This window comes from Chitinophaga sp. NPDC101104 (genome assembly GCF_050277495.1).
In the GTDB taxonomy this organism is placed as follows: Bacteria; Bacteroidota; Bacteroidia; order Chitinophagales; family Chitinophagaceae; genus Chitinophaga.
In genome coordinates, this window is the sequence record NZ_JBNNSF010000001.1 from 2,015,547 (window position 1) to 2,037,940 (window position 22,394).

Here is a 22,394-nt window from a genome sequence, read left to right on the forward strand (position 1 = left end):
GATTGATGCCAGGGAAGACGCCTGTGGGATGGATTCCAGGGATCAAAAATGCTATGATAATGCCCGATACAAACCCTCGGTTCAGGAAGCTACAGCATACGCAACCTATCACTCCCCAACAGCTTCAAAATCATTTACAACGTTGGAAATCGGTCAAAGACTGCCAGGGATGCAATTCCGCCGGAAATATTCCCGGAAAATTCCCATATTGAGTTAAAATAATCTTACAAAACATATGTCTACAAGAAGAAACTTCCTGTTGCAAACCGCATTGGGACTGGCCGCCACCGCGGCGGGGCCCCTGGCAGCGGTAGCGGCGGCGCCAAAGCCGGAAGGCCAGCGCTTCCCCATGGGCATGGCGGGTTATACCTTCGCCAAGTTCAGCGTGGATGAAGCGATCGCCCAGATGCAACGCGCCGGCATCGAGTACATCTCCGTGAAAGACATCCACCTGCCCCTGAACAGCTCGGAAGAGAAGATCGCCGAAGTCCTGGGCAAGTTCAAAGCTGCCGGCATCAAGGTGTACGCCGTGGGTGTGATTTACATGAAAACCGAAAAGGCCGTGGACGAGGCCTTCGCTTACGCCGTCAAAGTGGATGTTCCCCTGATCGTTGGCGTTCCCAATCCCGAACTGCTCGATTACACGGAGGCCAAAATCAAGGCGACGAACATCCGCCTGGCGATCCACAACCATGGCCCGGAAGACAAGCTGTACCCCGGCCCCAAGAACGTGTACGACCTCATCAAGCACCGCGACGCGCGCATGGGCATTTGCCTGGACATCGGCCACGCCATGCGGGCAGGCGAGGAGCCCGGCCAGGCGATGAAGCTGTACAAAGACCGCATTTTCGATCTGCACCTGAAAGATGTGACGGTGGCCTCCAACCAGGGGAAACCTACGGAAATCGGCCGCGGGGTCATTAATTTCCCCGGTTTCGTGCAATCGATGGCAAAAATTAATTATAAGGGCATTTGCAGTATTGAGTATGAGAAGAACATGGCGGACCCTTTGCCGGGGATCGCGGAGGGAAAAGGGTTTTTTGAGGGGGTGGTGAGGAGTTTGGTGAAGTAGGGTTCCTGATTTTTTGGAGGGCTCCATGGCTTTGAGGGTCGTGGAGCCTTTTTTGTGCTCAAGTATTTGACAAAGTGTCTCCGGGCTTTTTCGGGTGTGAAGGGCGATTTTCGGTATGAAGTCAAAAGAAATCAAGATGAATTCCGGAATCAGGCGCCCATCGTTTCTTCCTACATTTATCATTTCAACACTTTTATATAAACCCTCGCGATATATTATTCCGCTGATTGCATTATTCATCCTCTTGGTTACGTCTTGCAAAAAAGAAAAGAACGAAGCCCGTTCTTGGGCTCTTGGTACGTAGTGGGGCAGATACAGGACAACGAAAATCGTTGCCAGACCTGGATACCATGACCATCAACGCATATTTACCTGTGAATCATATTTAAAAAAATAACTAATGCAAATTCGCTTGATCGGAGTGAAGCTTGTTTCCACCAACGAGCCCGTTCGGCCGACGGACCCCTTGCCTGGAATGAAGTTCGAATTTGCATTCAAGCCGGTTGCCGGCAGTTGGCTGTTTATAGCTTTGCTGTAGTAGATGGATGTTTCGTTGTCGAACGGGCAGTCCTTTTTCGTGAAGTTCTTGCAAATTACGAGAGTGCGTATGATGGGGGTGGAAGAGGAGAACGTAATTGCCGGTGGGTGACTGGCCAGGGTTTTTTGTACGGATGGTGTATTTGAGGGGGGGAGTGATTATTTCATGTAAAAGATTTTCGAAAGGACGGGATGGCCCTTTTTTAATGGGGTGGTTAATCACAATGCTGAAGAAATATTCAGAATTTTTTGCCACTGCATTCTCTCTGCTGTAGGTGTGTTTAATTTAGCTATGTCAACAAACGAATGCTTAGGACTTAAAAAGAGTACGCAATTTATTGAATGCCTATTACCATAAAAAATTTATTGCTTCACCATTGAAGATTTTGTACCCAAAAGTAGCAACATTATGATCAAGAAAGGTTCTTGGCGCATACGCATTTTTAACGTAGTGCTTGAAATATTGATAACTTTATTGGTTATACTTTGGTTTTATACTTCCATTAGTAAGTTATACGAATACAATAAATTTAGAACCCAATTGGGGCAATCTCCCTTTATTGAATCGATTGCCGGATTTGTTAGCTACTCTCTTCCCATAAGCGAGCTTTTACTTGGAATTTTGTTAGTATTCCAGCGAACGAGGAAAATTGGCTTATATGGTTCCTTTTTTCTTATGCTTTTGTTTACCGGTTATATTTATATTATGCTTTACTATGCATATGATTTGCCGTGTAGTTGCGGTGGTGTATTAGCTAAGATGAATTGGGATACACATCTATATTTTAATTTGATTTATACAGTTATAGCGCTTGTTGGTATTTTGATGTGGGAGCATCGATACAGGCCAAACCTGCATCAGAGATATACAATTTAGTTAATAATAAAATATGTGCCAGATGAGTTTTAAGGTGCTATATAAAATATTGGGAATAGTTATACTGTCAATAATAATATTGGGTGTTTTGAAGGGTACAACTGTAATGCCAAACGAAAAAGATAATGGATTTAATAGAAATTGGAAGTCGAATGAGGGTTTGGAATTGGAAAGATCAATGAAATTTGATGAGCCACTTTCGACAATTGCAGGCATTTCTAAAAACACGATTTTTTTGGCAGGTGACAATGCAACTGCAATTTTGTTAATTGATAAAAAATCTTTCAAAAGGAAGGATACCTTGATGATTCAGTTTCATCCTGATCCTACTAAAATAGTTCCATTCAGTATACGTATTGATACACCTTACTACTTTGTTCAGTTTGTTAATCTGAGGGCTTATTTGTATGGGAAATTTCCAAATGAGAACATCAAACTTAAGGAGAAGGCAGAACTGCCATTTACGAAATCTATTCAAATAGATAGTAGTAAAGTAATATTAAGAATGTTTAATCAGAAAGGCACCGGACAGGATTTTGCAATCCTTGATCTAGAGTCAATGGAGGTAAAACGAGACACAGACTATGTAAAAATGTATGATAAAACAGCTGGAATGTCAACTGATGGGTCATTTACATTTGATAAGGAAACAAAGAGGATCTTTTTTGTTGAGTATTTTAGAAATAAGTTTTATTGTATGGATACTTCTATTTCCCTGCAATACATTGGAAAAACAATAGACACTGTGGCTACTAGTAGGATTGAATTGAAAAGTATGGAGAAAAACGATACAACAATCAAGTTAGTATCTGCTGCTGCTAGGCTTCAAGTTAATAAGGATTGTTTTGCTGGGGAAGGGTTGTTGTACATTCTTTCAGGGATGAGAGCATCGAATGAGACAATAAAGGACTTTAATTCCCATTTTGTAATTGACTATTATGATCAGAAAGATGGTAAATATTTAGGTACAGTTAAAATACCTAAAATGGAAGATCGAAAATATAAATCAATTTACGTGAAAGATGGGAGATTGTATGTATTGTATGAAAATGAGTTTAGATCGTATTTATTGCCACAAATTAAAAATTGAAGTTATAGCGCTATACGGGTGAACTTCAACCCTAATTGAAGTATTATTTCCTAATTCTTAAAAAGTTAAACCATGAAAAGCTTAAAAATTAGCTTCATCGCAATTGTTGGTGTTCTTGCAATTGGTGCCACTATCGCAGCTCAAGCAGGTGTATTTACTGCTAAGAAAGCTTTGGCAGAAACTAGCTGCTTCCGTACTGCAGCTTCTTCTCAGATCCAAATTAAGACTGCTGATTGCGTTACAACACGCAACTTGGTACTCAGCACTCCTTGTAGCCAAGTTGCAGTAAATCAGCCTATTTTTGCGCTGAATACCTCGCTCTTCACTAACAATCCTCAACTTGATTGCGATGGTGGTAATTTCTTCTGCTGCTTAGAAATTGCTAAAGTGAATCCGGCTAATCCTACTCAGCAACTTTGCTCTGGCCAACCGGTAATTGATTTCGGTGCAGCAACAGATTATACTTATAAAGTTGCCCAGGTTTTCTGCAAATCCACCAGCAACTAATTGAGGTAGTTCCTAATTAAAAGTTAAAGGAGGCAAACATATATTGTTTGCCTCCTTTAATATAATATTATTTCAATAGACTTGAAATCGTTTGATAGAGAGAATCTGGCTTGATAAGTGGACCATATGGACTAAAATCAAATGGTGCATATGCAGCAACTATATCGCCTGTTGAATTGACTAAGAAATAAGCGGGGATTCCGGTTATTCCAAATAAATCAGATGAAATCTTTTGCTCACCCTCAATGCCTTGAATCCACGGATTATTGTCTTTTTTCATGGCGTTTATCCATTTCGATTGATCGTCATCTATGGAAATAGAAACTAGATTAAATCCATCTTTCTTGAATTTTTCGTACACTTCTTTAAGTTGAGGAAAATGCTTTCTGCAGGGACTACACCAACTTGCCCAGAAATCAATTAATGTAAGTTTATTGGTCTTAACCAGCTCTTGAATGCTTACTTTTATGCCGCTATCGTTGGTAAAGTAAAACGGGGGTAGTCTCTTTTCTTTTTTAATATAGTTTACGGATTTTAAGGAATTTATATCTTTTTTAACCAAATGTCCACCATAACTGTCCTTAATCTTATCCGGAAAGCTTTCGTATATTTCATTCAAGCCATCTAGCTCTAATGACATCTTCATATTTGATGCAATCAAAGGCGTTGCCAAATCTGTCGGATACTTTTTTAGAATTGCAATCAATTTTGATTTATAATCAGATCTAAGTAAATCTACAGTGTCAGGTGCTACTTTTCTTGAAATTACTATGCTGTCATAGTAGCTTCTCATCTGATTAATTTCATTCACTAGTTTATGATAAGCATTTGTAGCATTCGAACCCAATATTGAATTATTTGGCCATTCATTTAAATTCCCGGAGATACTAATTCGAGCACTATCTAGAATCAGAATCATCCAGGTGGGTGTATTTTCTTTCAGCTTTATCTTTGAGGTGTCGATCTTAATAAATACATAATTCCCGTTTGAGTTTTCTGTGTGTTCAAACTTAAATTTTGAATTTTTTGTTATGGAAGTAGCAATTGTATCATTTTTTTTAATTAAGTAAACAGGTGTATTATCTGGAATTCCAAAAATTTTTCCTTCAATTAAATAACGATTAAATGGTATAGAAAGGGACTTGGTCGCAGGTAGAAAGATTATTAGAATCAGAAAGGAAAATATAGTTATAAGTTTTATGATTTTCATAATTTTAAAGATTAATTAATTTTAGTGTTTAACTTTTCTTTCAAAAGTGGTTCGAAATTTCCTTCAGTTAGTGAATTATTAAAGAGTATTAATTCTCCATTTTTATTGAATAAGAAGATTTGTGGAACACCATTAAACCCATACGCATTCCACATTTTGTGACCAATCGTACCTTCTTCTAGAGGATTTCCCAAGAGGAAAGTCTCCCAACCTCCATCAATATTCTTTTCTACTTCTTTTATTTTGATAGGGTCTTCTGGTTTTATATTAATACACAGTGAAATTATTTCGAAGTCTTCTGTTTTATATTTTTTATACAGCTCTTTTAGAAACTTCATTCTTTGTATACAGGAAGAGCATGTGAGGGACCAAACGTCAACTAGTAATATTTTCCCTTTATAATCATCTATAGTTACCGATTTGCCATTTTCGGATTTGAATTGAAATTCTTTTAATGGATCGTTTAAGACCGATATCGTTTGAGTTATCCATTTCGAGCAAATGGAGTTCATATTAACATTTCCATTGGCATTTAATTCTTTAAGCCATTCCAATATTTCAATTTTTGAGAATCCAAGCTCGTCGTATCCGCTGATAAGTTGAAATCTGATATTTCTTAACAGATTTTTTAATTCATAATGATCTTCATTTGATAACAAAGTGGCTTCACTAATAATTTTTGATATGGGTTTTAAATCAATTTTCCCATTTTTTCTAAATTGTATATTTTGAGAAAGCGTCAGATGCCGCTTCATTTCAGAAGTCAAAATATTTATTCGTATTTTTGATGCTTGTACGCTTGTGTTTTCTGCATCCACATGATTAAGATATTCTGCTTTCATAATAGGATAGAACTGATTCCATTTATTTAGAAGTATGGTGTCAATTTCAGCTGAATATGATTGCCAATAGGATTTGTCACTATTTGATTTGATTTCAAAATTGACAGAGGCTTGAGATACATTTTTCCAAAAATGTAATAGAGTAGGTTGTTCGGTGGACATCATTTCAAATATCGTGAAGCGGCGTTTATCTTTTGGGTTTTTTACCCAAAATTCTTGTGACATTTGAAAGTATTTTTCAGAGAGAATTTCTTTTTCTTCAACTGTAAGCTTATCACTTTCGTTTATTCTTACGGATATCGCTAGTATGTCTTCATATGTTGGTGTATCTCCGTTTTTCTTGCTGAAAGCAATTAGTTGAAAATGCCAAAGTAGCAACGATAACATAATTAATGACGAAATTTTACTTTTGGTGATTTTCATCCCTTTTAGTTTATTATCAATAATGTTTGCTTCCAATTAAAGAGAATAAAAGGGTGCTGAAGGGTTAAAGCTCTTTAACAATAATTTATTTTATCTTATGGCTATACTTTTGGATTTAATAAGTATAAATTGATAGTATGTTTTAAGTATTAATAATTAGCGCTATTGTGTCGCTATTACCAACCGGGGTTTTGTTTAACTTTTCCAAATTTTATTTCGTCTTCTGGAATCGGAAAGGTGTATTTAAATGAGTTTGGTTCAATTTTGAAGGTTTCGTTATTGATTGTTCTGCTGATAGTTACTTTGAATCTATCGTCTTTATTTAGCCTTCTCAAGTCGCTCCATCTAATTCCCCTTTTTACTAGTTCTTTGTTTCGTTCAGTAAGGATTAATCTTAATGCTTGCTCCGCTGTAGTTGCTGTTTGGTTCTTGTATGTTGAAGTCCCGTCTTCATTTTTCTTGTATCTAGTTTTTAGAAGTGTATTTAGATCGTTCATAGCAAGTTCTATACTATTAGTTCTGGCATAACATTCCGCTCTGAGTAGGTATAATTCATCTGTTGCTATGCCGGTAAAAGGGAGGCCAATTAAAGAATAGGAGCCTTTGAATGTTATACCTGATGCAGTTGAGTTGAAATATAAAGTTTTACGTAGATCGTTTTCTTCATAGGTGTTGTAAAATGTCTGTTCTATAAATGCTCGGAATGATAAGGCATAGTTTGTCATTTGGGATTGATAAATTACTTCACTATTTAACCCTGGAAATGGCTTGTTATTGTTTGTTAGGTCATTAAAGTTTAATAGGTCGGGCTGAACTGTTATTACTGAATCAGCGTATTTTTTAGCTTTCAAATAATCTTCTTTAATAAGCATTAGACGTGAAATAAGAGCCCAGGATGCCAACTTGGAAGCTCTCGTTTTTCTTGTTGTGAGTGGACATAAGGTGGATGATTCGATGAGGTCATTTATTATGAACTGGTATGTTTCATGAACAGTGCTTCGAGTAGGTATGAGGGTAACATCCGGCGTTGTGACCAATGGTAAGCCGAATTCACTATCCTTGCCTGCCGAGTAGGTTTCCGAAAAAATTTGTGTTAGATCGAAGTAAGCTTTTGCCCGAATAAATAATGCATTTCCTTTAATTGCATTGTATTTTGTTGTTTCGGTTTGATTATCCAATTTGTTTAACCCTTCGAGTACAAGATTGGCATGAAATATTTTTTTATAACTTTCATTCCAATCAGATAATGATGTATATGCAACTCGATTAGACCAGGTATAGGCATTACGCTGATTGTTGAACAGAGGAATATTAGACGAGTATTGTGTCCACATTGCTTCTGTTATAAATTGTCCATCTGCAGCAATGTCGCCCAAACCTGGAGTTTGCGTAGATATGACGTCGTAATTGTCGAGGAGTAGTTCAAAGTCATTTAGACTCGCAGGTACGGTTTGATTTTTGTCTGATTTCACATCGAACCAATCCTTTGTGCAATGAATAAATAGTATTGCTGGGAGGAAGATAATGGCAAAACTTTTATATTGTTTAATATTTAGCATGTTAAATTTGGTTGAAAGTGAATGGGAGTGAAGTTTAATGTAGAAATTATAGAAAGTCAAACTTTAGTCCTATTGTATAAATTCGTTGATTTGGATCAAATGTTAATTGATTTTCTATATCTGCAATGTATTTGCTCTTACGCCAGATGATTCCGACATTGTCAATAAAGAAATTTAAACTACAGGATTTGAATATATTCCTTGCGGCGACTGGTCGAAATGAATAAGTAAGTTTTATATCCTGAAGTCTAATATGATCTCCTTTTTCAATGATATTATCTGATGATAGGTAAGTAGCAAAGTCATATGGATTCGGGTTATTGTCGTCAAATCTGGGAACATTGGTTATTCTTTCATCTCCAGGTTTTTTCCAAGTTTTTAGGTAATCTATGTGTTGTAATCCGGGATAGCCTAATGATCCCTCAAAAGTAGGACGAACAAAGGCGTAATTGAATTTTCCCGAAATGCCAATTGAAATGTCAATATTTTTCCAGGTCAGGTTGTTTCTGATGCTTCCGAAATAAGCTGGCGTTCTTCTACCATTATATTTTAGATCGGATAATTGAACTTGTTCATAGTTAGATCCACTTGCTACTTTGTCATTTATGTAGATTTGAGAGGACCCATCGATGTCACTTAAGCCCGCCCACTTGTATGAAAAAAGTTTATCAACGGGGAATCCAATTATCGGCATCGAGTTATAGTCACTTGGAGTAGCATATGAGTAAAGCTGCGGAGTATAATAGGCAAGTACTTTGTTTGTATTATAACCTAAAATTAAGATGTGTTGAAGAGCAAAATTACCTATCTTATTGTTATTTGTTAGACTTAAATCTATACCTTTTGTGGATAGTCTTGACGTATTGCCGGTATATACAGTAAAGCCGGAACTTGGATTTGATTGAATTGATCCAATGAGATCTTTTCCAGTCTTTTTATACACTTCAATTAGACCCTGCAGACGATTGTTTTTAAGTGAAAACAATAATGAAAAATTGTATTGGGATACTCTTTCCCATTTTAAGTGAGGATTTGGAGGGGACGTTATTTGAGCATAAGGTAGATAAATTGGAGGTTTCGGGATTTGATACGTAGCGGTAGCAAATGGGCTTATGCCGGCATTAACATTGCCGCTATATCCATATGTGGCAGTAAATTTTAATTTGTCCATCCAGTTTATTTTGTAAAACGGCTCGTTGGAAATTTCCCAAGATGCGCCTGTAGACCATAATGGTACAAGTCTGTCATTTGATTTTACACCGAAGAAATTACTTTGATCAACTCTTCCACTAATTGTGAATGTGTACCTTTGATCATAATTGTATGCGGCGTTTGCATAGTAACTGCCAAATCTGTTTAGCGTTCCGCCCTTGAAAAGACTACCCGGTTGAATTTCAGCAAAATATTCGCCGGGTCGAACTATGTGAGAACCGTATATCGTTGGATTAAATAGTGCGGACTCTTCTTGAAATCCAAACTGGCCAGGAGGAGTAATGGATTGGCTTTCTGTTTGCCTCGTTTCAAGGCCAATAAGTGCTGAAATGTTGTGCTGCGAAAGACTTTTGTTAAAGTCTAGCTGGCTTCTTATGTTCCATGATGTTAATTCTCCATTAGCTGAACTGTATTGGCTACCTCTCGGTATTGGATAAATAGGAAGTCCATTAGTTGGATCAGTAGTCGCAAATTTGTTAATTTCGTTCCGAGTTAGAAATATTTTTTCTGAAGATATTTTTTGATATGAGTTTGTTGTTTTTTGCCATTGATATTGTACTGTTATTTTAAATGCCCGCATGAAGGCGTATCGTATTTCTCCGTTGATTCTGGTTGTATATTCTTTTGATGTTATGTTTCCGAAATTGGCTTCGTCTAGAGGGAAGTATTCCCAATTTAATTTTCCTGGAAATTGTAACGTGTCTATGTAACTTTTTCGATATTGATAAGGTATTGCTAGTGGGTTATTGTTTTGATCTACTAGCTTCAAGTATGGGCTTGATGTTATTGATTGAAAGTTTTTTCCAATTTCATTGTTGGACTGAAGCTGACTTTGAGTATAGTTGATCTCTGCATTTAATGATAGATTCTTTATTGGTCGCCAAGTATTTCGAAATCTCATTGAAATTCGCTGAGATTTGCTGTTTATTTCATTTGGTCTAGTTTTATCATATCCAACCGATGAATAATATTGGTGTGTGTCCGTTCCTCCGGAAATATTCAGAGCATATTGCTGTGTTATTTGTGTTTGAAGAAGATGGTTATAGATTTCTTTTTTTACATCATTTGAGGCTAAGTTATTCAACAAATTATTCATCTTGTTCTCACTTATAAGGCCCTGCTTATTTTGATTGAGAATCTCCACGGCTAACGGTATTGAAGGGAAAAGTATATTATCGTTCAGTTGAAAGTCATAGTATCCCGATTTGAATCTTTCACGTTCTATTGCTATAATTTCACTTGAGGGTATTGTAGGGATATTTTTAAATCTTGGTTTTTCCATAGCCCCTACCTGGGTATTTAGTGTTACTGATAGTGGATTGTTAGGCCTGCCTTTTTTTAGCGTAATGACGATCACGCCGTTTCCTGCTCTTACTCCCCATATGGACGCAGCAGCTGCATCTTTTAGTACAGTGATACTTTCAACATCATTTGGGTTAATTTGATTTATATCATCATCAAAGATAAAGTTGTCTACAACAATCAATGGTCTTTTGGATGCATTGAACGTTGATATTCCGCGTATGGTAATTCGATCTAGTGGGTCCGGTTTGGTACTTGGTGACATATATAGCCCAGGTACCAAACCGTCAATTCTGTCTAATATACTGGATCCTGTTCTTCTGTTGAATGTTGAATTATCAATATGGCTGAAGCTGCCTGTTGCTCTGTCTTTCGGGATTTCCTGGTATCCAGTTGATACTACTTCGACTTTTTGTAGATCTAATACCCTTTCTTTAAGTGAAATACTTATAATTGTGTTTTTTTTAACTTTTACTTCTTGAGTTTCGAACCCTACGCTACTAAATACTAATATTGAATTCTCTTTGGTAGAGGTGATTTTGAAATCGCCATTTTCGTCTGTGATAGAGTTTATTCGTTTGCCTTTTACGCTAACTGTTACTCCTAATAATGGTAAGCCTTTACTATCTAAGACTTTTCCATTCACGGTTATTGATGGTATTGTATCGTTGCTGCTTACAGTTTCTTCATTTGTTGCAAATTGCCCCGATTTTTTAAGTATGATGGATTTGTTTTTAAATTGGTAATCTACATTAAATGGCTTAAGCAGCTCAGTTAGTACTTTTTCTAATGGTGTTTTCGTTACTTGAATGCTCACAAGGCTCTTGGCATCGAGGGTACCCGCGGCAAAAAAGAAAGTAAAGCCACTTTGTGTTTCTATTTCCTGAAAGACTTTAGTGATAACTATATTCTTAAAATTCAACGTAACCTTCGTATTCTCCTGCTCAAACGCCATAAATGGCATCATCAGCAGCGCAAACACCAGGCTCAGTAAAAACCGGCCAGTTTTTGATCCGTAGGTAAATCTTCGTTTCATTAGTATTGCTTTAGATAATCAGTAAGTTTGGTTGTGTTCTTCTGCCAAAAAGAGAATGTAGCATTCCGTGTCCGTTGTGATTGATCTGGGTAATCACGCGCTAGTTTTTTATAGTTAACGAGGGAATTGTTAATGAACGTAAATTTAACATCCACTTTGTTGGGTCATGGTTAGCCGTTTGTTAACCAATTCGTGTTTTAATGGTGGGATTAACAAACGAAAAACATTTATTCACTATGGGAATCCGCAAATTTGTGTATAACATCTACGGTTGTACGTCCATGCAAATTAGTTCTAGCCTTTGATGTCCATAAACTCAGATTCACCCAGCCCCCGCCCCTCAGTCGGCGGGGCGCTTTTTTTATATCGGCGCAATCCCCCCAAACGCCGCCCACACCGACAATCCCCGGCATCAGAAGAAAAAATTCCTTACCTTCCAGCTAGCGTTCAGCCTTAACAACCATGCCCTTACAAAACAACAATACGGTCATCCAGCAACTGGAACATCAAATCATTGACAGCATTCCTACTGCTGTTTATCTTACCGATCACAACGGTTTCATCCTCCACTTCAACCCCGCCGCCGCCAAACTCTGGGGCCGCGAACCCTCCATCGGCATAGACCGGTACTGCGGCGCCTACAAAGCCTTCCAGCTCGATGGCCGCACTCCCGTGGACCCGGATTCCTGCCCGATGGCCATCTGCCTCCGCACCGGCGAGCCCGTGCAAGGGCAGGAGATCATCATCGAACGGCCAGACGGCACCCGCTCATACATCCTCCCCAATCCCAAACCGCTGTTCAATGAGGACGGGCATCTGGCCGGAGGCATCAACCTCATCACCGACCTCACCGCCCAACGCCTCCAGAACGAAAGCCTCACACACCTGGCCGCCATCGTGGAGTCGTCAGACGATGCCATCATCTCCAAAACCCTCGAAGGCATCATCACCTCCTGGAACAAATCGGCCGAACGCATCTTCGGGTACAAAGCCGATGAAATGATTGGCAAACACATCTCCACGCTCATCCCGGCCGACCGGCAAGACGAAGAGCCCGCCATCCTCCGCCAACTCGCCGCCGGCAAACGGGTCGACCACTTTGAAACGGAACGCGTCACCAGCGATGGCCGCATCATCAATATATCCCTCACCATTTCCCCCATCCGCGACGCCTCCGGCACCATCATCGGCGCCTCCAAGATCGCGCGGGACATCACCAGCCAGAAACGCGGCGAACTGCTCCTCCGCCTCGGCGAAGAACGCTTCCGTATGGCCGTTTCCGCCACCAAACTCGGCGTCTGGGAAGTGGACCTCCGCACCGGGGTCATCACCTGCTCGGACGAATGCCGCATCATCCTCGGGCTCGATATCGACTCCGTGGCCGACCTCCAAACCCTCGAAGCCCTCCTGCATCCCGTCGGCAACACCCGCGCCCTCCTCCAGCTCAAAGCCCTCGTGGAAAAGAACTCCGGGGGAGATTATGACGCCGTGCACCGCATCGTCCGCCCCTCCGACCATAAACACCGCTGGGTCAGGGTGCGCGGCGCATACTTCCATGGGCGAGATGGCCGGCCGGAACGCCTCCTCGGCACTTTGCTCGACATCACCCCCGAAAAAGAAGCCGAATTGCACCTGGAACGCACCGTGCAGCAACGCACCGTAGAGCTCATCAAATCCAACGAACGCCTGGGCAAATCCAACCGCGACCTGGAAGAATTCGCCTACATCGCCTCGCACGACCTCCAGGAGCCCCTCCGGAAAATCCAGACCTTCATCGATATGATCCGGGAAAACCCGGGCGACCGGCAAGCGTTCGACAAATACTTCGTCAAAATCTCCGACTCCGCCCGCCGCATGTCTACCCTCATCCGCGATGTCCTCAATTATTCCCGCCTCTCCAACGCCGAAGGCAACCCCGCGGAAACGGACCTCAATGAAGTGCTGGGCGATGTGCTGTCGGATTTCGAAAGCGCCATCACCGAAAAGAAAGCAACCGTAATAACGGAGAGTTTACCGGTAATCATAGGCGAAGCCGCGCAATTGCGGCAGCTATTCGCCAATCTGCTGGGAAATGCGTTGAAATTCTCGACGGAAATGCCGGAAATACGGATACACAGCCAGCCCATCACCCCCACGGAAGCGGCGATCCGGTTCAACCTGCCGGATAACAGGCCCTACGTGCAGATTTCAGTGGAAGACAATGGGATCGGGATCGAAGAACAGTACGTCGACAAGATATTCGCCATTTTCAAACGGCTGCACAACCGCCAGCAATACCCCGGCACGGGCATCGGGCTCGCGATCTGCAAGAAGATCGTGGAAAACCATCACGGCCACATCTTCGCGCGGCGCCGCCCGGAAGGCGGAACGGCCATGGAAGTCGTGCTGCCGCTGGTCTAATCCATCATGTCCTTCAGAATTTTGATACTGCTGTTATAGTCGAAATAATTGAGGTGGTGCGCGCTTGTCTCGATCGATTCGGCCACATACGCCGCCGGCACGGTTTGGATACTTTCGACGCTCACGGCGATGTCGTTGGGCGTGCTCCAATACAACATCTTTCCCACCGCCAGTTCGATCTTCTCCATCAGCCCCGTATCTTCCGCTTCATGCTTGTATTTGGCGGAATCGCCGGCCAGAATGTAGTAACGGGTGGCGATGGGCGGTTTCGGCCCCTTGTTGAGCGCCACCAGGAAATCCGACCCAACGTCCATCTGGCCGAGGGTATTGGTAATGAAACCCGCCGCCGATAATCCTTTATTGACGATCTCAAGGAATGGCCCCCAGGCGCCGAGGAACTGCTTGCCATAATTGCAGGCCAGCGTCAGCACGCGGTGGGTCCATTTGCGGACGTCTTCCAGGTTCCCGAAAGCCGATCCCGCATTGGGCGTTCCGGCCATAATCAGCCGTTTCACCAGCTTGTCGCCACCCAATTCCTCGATCATGTAACGGCTGATCAGCCCGCCCATGGAGTGAGACAGGATGTCGATAGGCTTGCTGGCGGAAACGCCGTTTTCCTGCAGGCGGTCCAGCAGTTTGGCTGCGATATCTTCGAGGTCGGTATTCAGGTTTTCGTAATCGAAGGTGAGGATGCAGTCGTATTTTTTGTCGGTCAGGAGGGAAGACAGGTTGGCGGACAGGGACTTCGTATTGCCGATAATCCCGTGGATCACGAGTAATATCCGGTCCGACTGTGCGATTTTCTCCGCCACTTTATTTTTGACGTATTCCGGTTCGCCGTCCGGGAATTGCAGGTATCGGAGTTTGAAGATTTCTTTGTCGCGACGGAAAACGACTTTCAGCAAACAGAACCACAGCGCACGTACGGGGCTTTTGCCGGCGGCGCGTCGCTCGTCGGGCTCCCCGGGCGCATGATGCACGTACATCCGGTGGTTTCCCGAAGCGTCCGGCTCCAGGAACCCCAACGGCACCACGATCCCGTTTTGCATCGTAAGGGCCACCACCGCTTCGTTTTCCCCGATCGGCTGGCGGACGCGGATTTCCAGCGGCGCGTCTTTCAGCGACGCCTCGTTTTCCAGCTGCGTCAATTCCACGACGGTGTTGACGGGAACGCCCCGCGTAGGCGGCGCCACCGGCAGAAATGTGAACGCTTCGGCGTCGAACAGCGATTGCAATTCCTGCGCGGGATTCAATCCCTTCGCGCCGGTATGCGTGGGCGTAACGGTCACATCCGCCCCGAACCCGGAGGTGGATGTGATGGAAATAAGGCCGTTGTCGAACTGCTTCCCCTTTTGGATGCGCTGCCCGTTGCGGACGATGCGGATGCGCAGGGTCTGCGTATCCCAATCCTTCCGGAAATGCTTTTTATTGCCGTCGCCGAGCCCGCGCGATTTCACGGAGTCCAGCGTCACCATTTCCCGTTTCAGCTCCTGCGATTCTTCCACGAAGTAATCCGAAAACGGAAAGAGCGCATACACGAGCTGGAAGATCTCGGTTTCTTCGTTGATATCGTCTTCCGTGAGCATGAAAGTGATGAAATCGTTAAGGGGGTTGCATTTCAGCGCAATCGCCTTGCCGTTCCGCAACACGCTGGCATCCGTGTCGGGTGATTGTTTGTCGATCGAAAAAGTGGGGGACAGGTGATAAAGCGCCACGTGGTATTCTACCTGCGAAGTATTGGCCAGCCGGATGCGGAAAGGGATTTCGGGACGGGATTCCGTAATGTCGACCGTGATTTCCTGGCCGTTGCAGGATTCCCAGTTCCCGTCATCGTCCATCAGCTGTACGTCCAGTTCGATATTCTTTTTCGGGATGGCCGTCTGCGGATTGTGCATGCTTTCCAGCGCGCGCCATTTCGCGATCTGCGCGAGGGCCTTGCCGATATAGTGGCAATGTTCGGCCTCGGCGCCCAATACGCCATGCACGAGGTTGCCAGTATGTTTGTCGAGGATTTTGATTTGGTTGTCCGCCGTATCCAGCCGGTAATCGAAATATTGTCCGGCGTCGGTGTGGTAATATATATCGGGATCTTTCGGCAGCAGGGCTTTCACATCCGCTGCCGCATCTCCGGAAATAAATATGCTGAGGCGTGGCGGCAGGTTGATGATGGATGCAGCGTACCGGGCGCCCGCGTCCGCGCCTTCCGGCACGCGCAGCACGCAATCGGTCAATCCCACGCGGAGGATGGACGTCGTAAAGTCGGGCGCCAGGCTGTCGGCATTTTTGTACAGCAGCACCTGCGCCCTGGAAAACGCCGCGCTGTCTGCCGGAATGCCGTGCAGGGCGCCGGCGTTCACGATCCATTCGTTTTCCGAGAATCGCGCTATTAGCAATGGCGCGGAAGCGTCGCTGTCTGGCCGCCCGAAAAACTGGTCGGGATTGAAGCCGCCGTATGTCTTGAGTTGCGGCGTTTGTGCGTTGGCGTTTTTCCTGATCGCGGCGTACAGGGATTCGTGCAGCTTTGCGTACGACAGTCCGCCGGAATATTCCTGCAACAGCCTTGTCATCCATCCGGAGAAAACCCCTCTCGCCGCCACGTCTTCATACGCCAGCTCGTTGCGCCCGCAGGCCGCCAGCAGCAGGTGCCGCGAGCGGGGCAGTTCCAGTTTTCCGTTTTGATGCATCTGGGCGTAACTTACGCTACCGGCCTGCAGGTAATCGGATAAACTGCGCGGAATGTCGGCATTGCTGGTGAATTTGGGAAGCCCGGAATGCTGGAGGGTTTTGAGCGAACGGGTGGCGGAACCGGAATGGCAGGAATCGAGGATCACGACGGTATGCGCTTTTTCGGGAACGAGGGAGAGCAGCAGCGCCAGTTCTTTGTCGGCCAGGTCAAAGTTGCTGGGCAGGCGGCTATCGTAGAGTACGAGCGTTTCGTCTTGCCCCTGGCTGTCTTCGTTCAGTGCCAGGAATTCCGGTGCGGAGGGGGCGTGGCTGCCGTGGCCGCTGTAATAAAACAGGACGGTATCGCCGTCGCGGATACCGGTATTTTGGCAGAGATGTTCCTGGAATGCGGCGATTACCGCGTTGCGCGTGGCGCTTTCGTTCAGCAGGATGCGCACATTGCCGGGAGGATCGTCCGGAAACCGGTTGCGGAGCAGGTCGTGCATGGCTTTTACGTCGTTCAGACAGCCGTTCAATCCGGATACGCCGGAATCGGGATGGTAGGCGGAAACGCCGACGAGCAGGGCAAAGACGGACATGCGTAAAGTATTTTGAGGTTACTTCCCGAAATTACAGCTTTGATGCGGATGCGGCAATAATATTTCCCGGAAAACCGCTACCGGAACTTGTCATGCAAATCTGTTTGCGGTTAATGCTTTTTTCACATTTAATAGCGGAAATTTCCGGTTGTGGGGCGTATCCGCGCAAGGTTTGCTATTTTGTCGATGATCCGGTCCCACGTCTATCCGGAGATAACCAGTTAACAGCAACCGCACATGACCATCCACAGAAGAAATTTCCTGAAGCAAGGCGGACTTGCGGCAGCAGGTCTCCTCACGCTGCGCATCCCCGCTTTGGCGGCCACGCAAAAGCCCTACCAGGGCGTGCTTCAGCCCACACATAATATCCCGGCCGATAAATCGATCGATGCCGCCTGGATCAAAAGCTTGTATGAGCGCGGTGAAACAACCGTGTACCGTAAATCCGCCAACGAACTGAAATTTATCGGCATGCCGGCCGGCGGATTGCATGCCGGAACGGTATACCTCGGGGGCGACGGCCGCCTCTGGCTTTGGCAGGTCTACAACGATCCCCGCGAAGGGATAGACCCTAAAACGGTTTTGTGGAACGACGGTAAGCAGGAGGTGAAAGTCCGCAACCGCGACGGCGCCTGCTATGTAGAGCCCGCCATCGCCGCCAACAAGCGCGTGCTCGACCAGGGCTTTGCCCTGAAAATCGAATCCGGCGGACAGGAATGGATCAAGGAATTGAAAGAGGACGACTGGCAGGAAGTGACGTTCGAAGCCACGTACCCCGTGGCAGTGGTACGTTTCAAGCACAGCGCGCTGCCGGTGGAAGTGGAAATGTTCGCCGGCGGCGTATTCGTTCCGCTGGACGCCGACGATTCCGCTTTGCCCGCTACCGTTTTCGATATCCGTATTAAAAATATTTCAGGGAAGGATGTGAAAGTGACGCTGGCCGGATGGCTGGAAAACGGCGCGCGGAAAGTATCCGCCAAAGACGGGGAAGGTGAGCGCAGGAACCAGGTCGTAAAAGGCGATGGCTTCATTACCGTGCAGGGCTCCTTCGCCGCGGCAGACGGCAGCTCCAACCGCCCGGACGATGGTTATACCGCCATCACGCTCGCCGGGGAAACGGGTTTCGCCAATACCCATGCGCAGCCCTGGCCGGTAACGTCCGCCTATTTTTCGACACGCAGCGAAGCGCCCGCCACCAGCGCGCCTTCCGGCATCCTGAACGGCGGCGTCGTTACGGAAACGAAATCTCTCGCACCGCAAGCCACCGCATCCAGCCGCTTCCTCCTTAGCTGGCATTTCAACCACCCGCTGGCAACGCTCCGCGCTAAACTGAAAGACACTGAAGGCGGGTTCTTCTACGGCGCGCGCTTCAAAGACGCCGCGGCCGTGGGTAGCTATCTTGCGCAAAACCTCGACCGCCTCTGGGGCGCCACCCTGCGCTGGCGCGATACCTGGTACAATAAATCGACACTGCCGCACTGGTTCCTGGAGCGCACTTTCCTCAATATCGGCACCCTCGCCACGGCAAACACCTATCGCTTCGCCAGCGGACGGTTCTGGTCATGGGAAGGTGTGAACGCCTGCGAAGGCACCTGCACGCACGTTTGGCAATACGCCCAGGCCATGGGGCGCATTTTCCCCTCGCTGGAGCGCGACACCCGCCAGCGCACGGATCTCGGCATCGCCATGCAGCCCGACGGTGGTATCATCTTCCGCGCGGAATTCGAAGGCCGCCCGGCGATCGACGGGCAGGCGGGCACTATTCTCCGCATCTGGCGCGAGCATTGCATGAGCGCAGACAACCAATTCCTCACGCAAAACTGGCCCGCCATCCGCAAAGCCACGCAGTTCATGCTGGCGCAGGATAAAAACGGCGACGGCCTCACCGATACGCCCATGGAAAATACGCTCGATGCCATCTGGGAAGGCGAGATCGCCTGGATCGCAGGGCTGTGCATCGCAGCGGCGCGGGCGGCGGAAAAACTGGCGGAAGACGCAGGCGATAAGGCTTTCGCCAAAATCTGCCGGGAATATGCGGACAAGGGTGGCAGGAACATGTCGCAGTTGTTCAACGGAGAATATTACATCCACCGGCCCAATGCCGCGCACGGCCGCAGCAAGCTGGGCTCGTACAATACCTGCCACATCGACCAGGTATACGGCCAGAGCTGGGCGTTCCAGGCGGGGCTCGGGAGGCTGTGGAACAGGGAAGAAACCCTTTCCGCGCTGCGCGCCCTCTGGAAATATAATTTCACGATGGACGTGGGGCCATACATCAAAACCCACACCGGCGGCCGCCCTTACGCCGTTGCAGGTGAAGGCGGAATGGTGATGAACACCAATCCGAAAAATGAGGAAAAAGCCTATGGCGACAACGTAACCTGGCAATTGGGATATTTCCATGAATGCATGTCCGGCTTCGAGCACCAGGTGGCCAGCCACATGATGGCGGAGGGCATGACGGACGAAGCGATGGTGCTTACCCGCGTCATCCACGACCGTCACCACGCCGCGCGCCGCAACCCGTTCAACGAGATCGAGTGCAGCGACCACTACGCCCGCGCCATGGCCAGCTACGGCACTTTCATCACCGCCTGCGGCTTCGATTATCATGGTCCGAAAGGGGAGATCCGCTTCGCACCGGCGATCAACCAGCCGGTATTCAGCGCGCCGTTTACCGCGGCGGAAGGCTGGGGCACCTATTCCCAGGAAAACCATTCCGGCGGTGGCCGTACCTGCGAACTGGAACTGGCGTATGGATCGCTCCGGCTCAAAACCTTCAAAACCGGACCGGCTTCCGCGTGGAAAAAAGTGACGGTACAACTGAACGGGAAAACCCTCAAAGCCACGCTGCGCCAGGCAGACGGTACGTCTACAGTTGAACTGGCGGATGCGGTGCGCGTGCTGGAAGGTCAAAAACTGCACATCCAATTTTCATGACCGGGCGCCCGCCGTATTTTGTAACTTCATGGTCAGCAACCCATTAATTATCGACTATGGAACCTAAGAAATACGGCGGGCCAACCGACCACCTGGCCAACGAGCGCACTTTCCTCGCATGGGTACGCACCGCTATCGGGATAATGGCGTTCGGCTTCGTGGTGGTGAAATTTTCGCTGTTCGTCAAACAGCTGTCGCTCATGCTGGGCAAGGAATATGCGGTCAAATCGCATGGACTGTCGGCCATAGCGGGCATTACGCTCGTGGCAGTGGGCGCGGCCACCGTCATTTTCTCGTATTTCCGTTACCGGAATATCGAAAAGCAACTGAACGAGGGTTCCTATGGCCATTCTTCGGGCCTCCTCACTACACTGACCGGTTTCATCTTCCTGGTCAGCATTTTACTGATCGTTTATCTGCTGGAAAGCGTTTAGGGCAGCCGCGCTTCGAGGCAAAGCCCCAGGTCGGCGGCGATCTGCTGGTGCTCCCGGATGTTCCATTGCCAGTGGGGCTGGCTGGAATGTGTGCTCAGCATGCCGATGAACCGCTTGCCCGTCGTTACAGGCGTGGAAATCACCGAGCGGTAGCCTGCCCGTGCCGCTACGTCCCAATGCCGGGAATAGCTCTGTAGCTGCGATACGTCGGGGATGACGACGGGCTGGCCCGTCCGCAGCGCATCTCCGCAGGCGGAGCGGTCGCCGGCCGTTACTACGTTGAAATGCGCGAGGAAATCCCGTCGGAAGCCGCGCTGGGTAACGATGGAAAGGGAGCGATAGGAGGGATTGAAAAGCTGGATGTTCCCGAAGTCCGCCCCATCCGCCGAAATGGCTTTTTCCAGGTAATATCCCAGTTCCGGACAGTCGTTATTCAGGCAATTGACCTTGTCGGCTTCCGCTTCGTCGATGGCCGCACCGGCCGATTCGCTGAGCAGCGTGCCGCTTTCACTGTCGGTATGCACCCATTGGTCGTTTTTCTTTTTAAGCTGGACGGGCGGCATGACCGGTATGCCGGCGTTTCCCGGGAGGCGGACATTGTCGAGCGAATAGCAGTGCTGCAGCGTGTTCCAGGTAACGTTCGCGGTAAGTAGCAGTTCGGCGGGGAATCCTTCGAGGGGATATCTGAATTGAATTTCGAGAAGGTTAAATAACATGTAAGGGCTTTCCAATTTCGCTCAAATTAGACGTATTGCGGCAGATTTCCAAGCCGGAAACGAGGCTGCTGACATAGGGTTGTCACTTCCCTCCCTTAAATTTCGCCCGGATACAACTACCTTCGACTTATGGAAGCAGACATTCGCCTGTTGTTCGGCTCGCCGGAATACAGCATCCGGGATTTCCGGTGCCGCTGCACCAGTTGCGGCGTTTCGGGGAAGGAGCACCAGGAGCATTTTTCCATCGCCTACATCCGGAAAGGAAATTTCCGGTTCAACGTGTTCCGCAACGAGCTGGATGCTTACAGCGGATTGTTCCTCTTCTGCAAGCCGGGATACGAACATACCGTGGGGCATGTCCACGATCTGCCGGACGAGTGTACCATCTTCTCTTTTTCCGCCGCCCATGCCGAATTGCTGGAAAGTCAGGCCCCCGGGCTGAAGGGGTTTTTCCGCAATCCCGACCTGCATTCCATCCTCGTAAAAGCCACGCCCGATATGGAATATCTCCACCATCGCATATTAACGCTGCTGGAACGCCCGCGTTTCCCGCAAATGGAGGCAGAACAGTTGATGGCGGACCTTTTCGGCAGGCTGATGAACAACGCGGATCAAGGCCCCGCGCCGTTCAGCGACCGCGAGAAAAGGCATTACCTGCCGTTGGTGGAAGAAGTGAAAATCCACATCAGCACGCATTTCGATGAAGACCTGAGCCTGAACGCCCTGGCGACTATGAGCCATATGAGCCCCTATCACTTCAACCGGATGTTCCGGCGAATGACCCAGACCACGCCTTATCGCTACCTGCTCAATGTGCGCCTCCAGGAAGCGGCGTGGCAGTTGCGGCATACGGGCCGGCCGGTGACCGAGATCGCGTTTGCCACGGGGTTTCACAGTCTCGAACATTTTTCCGCCGCTTTCCGGAAGGTGTATGGCAAACCGCCGTCGGGCGCACGGGCGTAAAAACCGCAATT

At 46.7% G+C, this 22,394-nt stretch carries 14 protein-coding genes; 8 read left to right on the top strand and 6 right to left on the bottom strand.

The features are described from left to right. Nucleotides 1-235 precede the first annotated feature (235 nt). From ACQKLP_RS08245 to ACQKLP_RS08260, 4 genes are all read left to right on the top strand, one after another. Entirely contained in the window at nt 236-1,072 is an 837-nt protein-coding gene (locus ACQKLP_RS08245; protein ID WP_427321816.1) for a sugar phosphate isomerase/epimerase family protein, read from the top strand. 946 nt (nt 1,073-2,018) lie between these two features. Beyond that, nucleotides 2,019-2,486, top strand: coding sequence for a MauE/DoxX family redox-associated membrane protein (locus ACQKLP_RS08250; protein ID WP_427321818.1), 468 nt, complete (start codon nt 2,019-2,021; stop codon nt 2,484-2,486). 22 nt (nt 2,487-2,508) lie between these two features. Then, on the top strand, nt 2,509-3,576 hold the full coding sequence (locus tag ACQKLP_RS08255) for a hypothetical protein (RefSeq protein ID WP_427321820.1): 1,068 nt from the start codon (nt 2,509-2,511) through the stop codon (nt 3,574-3,576). Nucleotides 3,577-3,648: 72 nt separating this feature from the next. Then, nucleotides 3,649-4,083: a hypothetical protein gene (locus ACQKLP_RS08260; protein ID WP_427321822.1), complete on the top strand. Its 435-nt coding sequence runs from the start codon at nt 3,649-3,651 to the stop codon at nt 4,081-4,083. 67 nt (nt 4,084-4,150) lie between these two features. On the opposite strand, the gene ACQKLP_RS08265 is transcribed toward ACQKLP_RS08260, so the two are convergent. The 4 genes from ACQKLP_RS08265 to ACQKLP_RS08280 form a co-directional block, all read right to left on the bottom strand. After that, the gene (locus ACQKLP_RS08265; RefSeq protein WP_427321824.1) at nt 4,151-5,293 is read right to left on the bottom strand and encodes a TlpA family protein disulfide reductase; all 1,143 of its coding nucleotides are present in this window, start codon (nt 5,291-5,293) and stop codon (nt 4,151-4,153) included. Nucleotides 5,294-5,304: 11 nt separating this feature from the next. Next, nucleotides 5,305-6,558: a TlpA family protein disulfide reductase gene (locus ACQKLP_RS08270; RefSeq protein ID WP_427321825.1), complete on the bottom strand. Its 1,254-nt coding sequence runs from the start codon at nt 6,556-6,558 to the stop codon at nt 5,305-5,307. Between the two features lie 176 nt (nt 6,559-6,734). Then, a complete protein-coding gene (locus ACQKLP_RS08275; RefSeq protein WP_427321827.1) occupies nt 6,735-8,117 on the bottom strand; it encodes a RagB/SusD family nutrient uptake outer membrane protein in 1,383 nt (460 codons plus the stop codon). 46 nt (nt 8,118-8,163) lie between these two features. Next, on the bottom strand, nt 8,164-11,667 hold the full coding sequence (locus ACQKLP_RS08280; RefSeq protein ID WP_427321829.1) for a SusC/RagA family TonB-linked outer membrane protein: 3,504 nt from the start codon (nt 11,665-11,667) through the stop codon (nt 8,164-8,166). Nucleotides 11,668-12,129: 462 nt separating this feature from the next. On the opposite strand from ACQKLP_RS08280, the gene ACQKLP_RS08285 reads away from it, so the two are divergent. Further along, nucleotides 12,130-14,067, top strand: coding sequence for a PAS domain-containing sensor histidine kinase (locus tag ACQKLP_RS08285; protein WP_427321831.1), 1,938 nt, complete (start codon nt 12,130-12,132; stop codon nt 14,065-14,067). Here ACQKLP_RS08285 and ACQKLP_RS08290 read toward each other — a convergent pair. Then, entirely contained in the window at nt 14,064-17,330 is a 3,267-nt protein-coding gene (locus ACQKLP_RS08290) for a caspase family protein (RefSeq protein ID WP_427321833.1), read from the bottom strand. The genes ACQKLP_RS08285 and ACQKLP_RS08290 overlap by 4 nt on opposite strands. A gap of 237 nt (nt 17,331-17,567) precedes the next feature. Between ACQKLP_RS08290 and ACQKLP_RS08295 the strand changes: the two genes are divergently transcribed. Both ACQKLP_RS08295 and ACQKLP_RS08300 read left to right on the top strand, forming a co-directional pair. Next, nucleotides 17,568-20,270 (top strand): GH116 family glycosyl hydrolase, encoded by a 2,703-nt coding sequence (locus tag ACQKLP_RS08295; protein ID WP_427321835.1) that lies wholly within the window; start codon nt 17,568-17,570, stop codon nt 20,268-20,270. Nucleotides 20,271-20,326: 56 nt separating this feature from the next. Further along, on the top strand, nt 20,327-20,704 hold the full coding sequence (locus ACQKLP_RS08300; protein WP_427321837.1) for a YidH family protein: 378 nt from the start codon (nt 20,327-20,329) through the stop codon (nt 20,702-20,704). On the opposite strand, the gene ACQKLP_RS08305 is transcribed toward ACQKLP_RS08300, so the two are convergent. After that, the gene (locus ACQKLP_RS08305; RefSeq protein WP_427321839.1) at nt 20,701-21,420 is read right to left on the bottom strand and encodes a GAF domain-containing protein; all 720 of its coding nucleotides are present in this window, start codon (nt 21,418-21,420) and stop codon (nt 20,701-20,703) included. The genes ACQKLP_RS08300 and ACQKLP_RS08305 overlap by 4 nt on opposite strands. A 129-nt stretch (nt 21,421-21,549) precedes the next feature. Here ACQKLP_RS08305 and ACQKLP_RS08310 point away from each other — a divergent pair, with 129 nt between their 5' ends. Next, on the top strand, nt 21,550-22,383 hold the full coding sequence (locus ACQKLP_RS08310; protein WP_427321841.1) for a helix-turn-helix domain-containing protein: 834 nt from the start codon (nt 21,550-21,552) through the stop codon (nt 22,381-22,383). Nucleotides 22,384-22,394: the final 11 nt, after the last annotated feature.

Coding starts and splice junctions, on each gene's coding strand:
- ACQKLP_RS08310 (WP_427321841.1), top strand. CDS start 21,550: ATGGAAGCAGACATTCGCCTGTTGTTCGGCTCGCCGGAATACAGCATC.
- ACQKLP_RS08285 (WP_427321831.1), top strand. CDS start 12,130: ATGCCCTTACAAAACAACAATACGGTCATCCAGCAACTGGAACATCAA.
- ACQKLP_RS08280 (WP_427321829.1), bottom strand. CDS start 11,667: ATGAAACGAAGATTTACCTACGGATCAAAAACTGGCCGGTTTTTACTG.
- ACQKLP_RS08270 (WP_427321825.1), bottom strand. CDS start 6,558: ATGAAAATCACCAAAAGTAAAATTTCGTCATTAATTATGTTATCGTTG.
- ACQKLP_RS08305 (WP_427321839.1), bottom strand. CDS start 21,420: ATGTTATTTAACCTTCTCGAAATTCAATTCAGATATCCCCTCGAAGGA.
- ACQKLP_RS08245 (WP_427321816.1), top strand. CDS start 236: ATGTCTACAAGAAGAAACTTCCTGTTGCAAACCGCATTGGGACTGGCC.
- ACQKLP_RS08250 (WP_427321818.1), top strand. CDS start 2,019: ATGATCAAGAAAGGTTCTTGGCGCATACGCATTTTTAACGTAGTGCTT.
- ACQKLP_RS08300 (WP_427321837.1), top strand. CDS start 20,327: ATGGAACCTAAGAAATACGGCGGGCCAACCGACCACCTGGCCAACGAG.
- ACQKLP_RS08295 (WP_427321835.1), top strand. CDS start 17,568: ATGACCATCCACAGAAGAAATTTCCTGAAGCAAGGCGGACTTGCGGCA.
- ACQKLP_RS08260 (WP_427321822.1), top strand. CDS start 3,649: ATGAAAAGCTTAAAAATTAGCTTCATCGCAATTGTTGGTGTTCTTGCA.
- ACQKLP_RS08265 (WP_427321824.1), bottom strand. CDS start 5,293: ATGAAAATCATAAAACTTATAACTATATTTTCCTTTCTGATTCTAATA.
- ACQKLP_RS08255 (WP_427321820.1), top strand. CDS start 2,509: ATGAGTTTTAAGGTGCTATATAAAATATTGGGAATAGTTATACTGTCA.
- ACQKLP_RS08290 (WP_427321833.1), bottom strand. CDS start 17,330: ATGTCCGTCTTTGCCCTGCTCGTCGGCGTTTCCGCCTACCATCCCGAT.
- ACQKLP_RS08275 (WP_427321827.1), bottom strand. CDS start 8,117: ATGCTAAATATTAAACAATATAAAAGTTTTGCCATTATCTTCCTCCCA.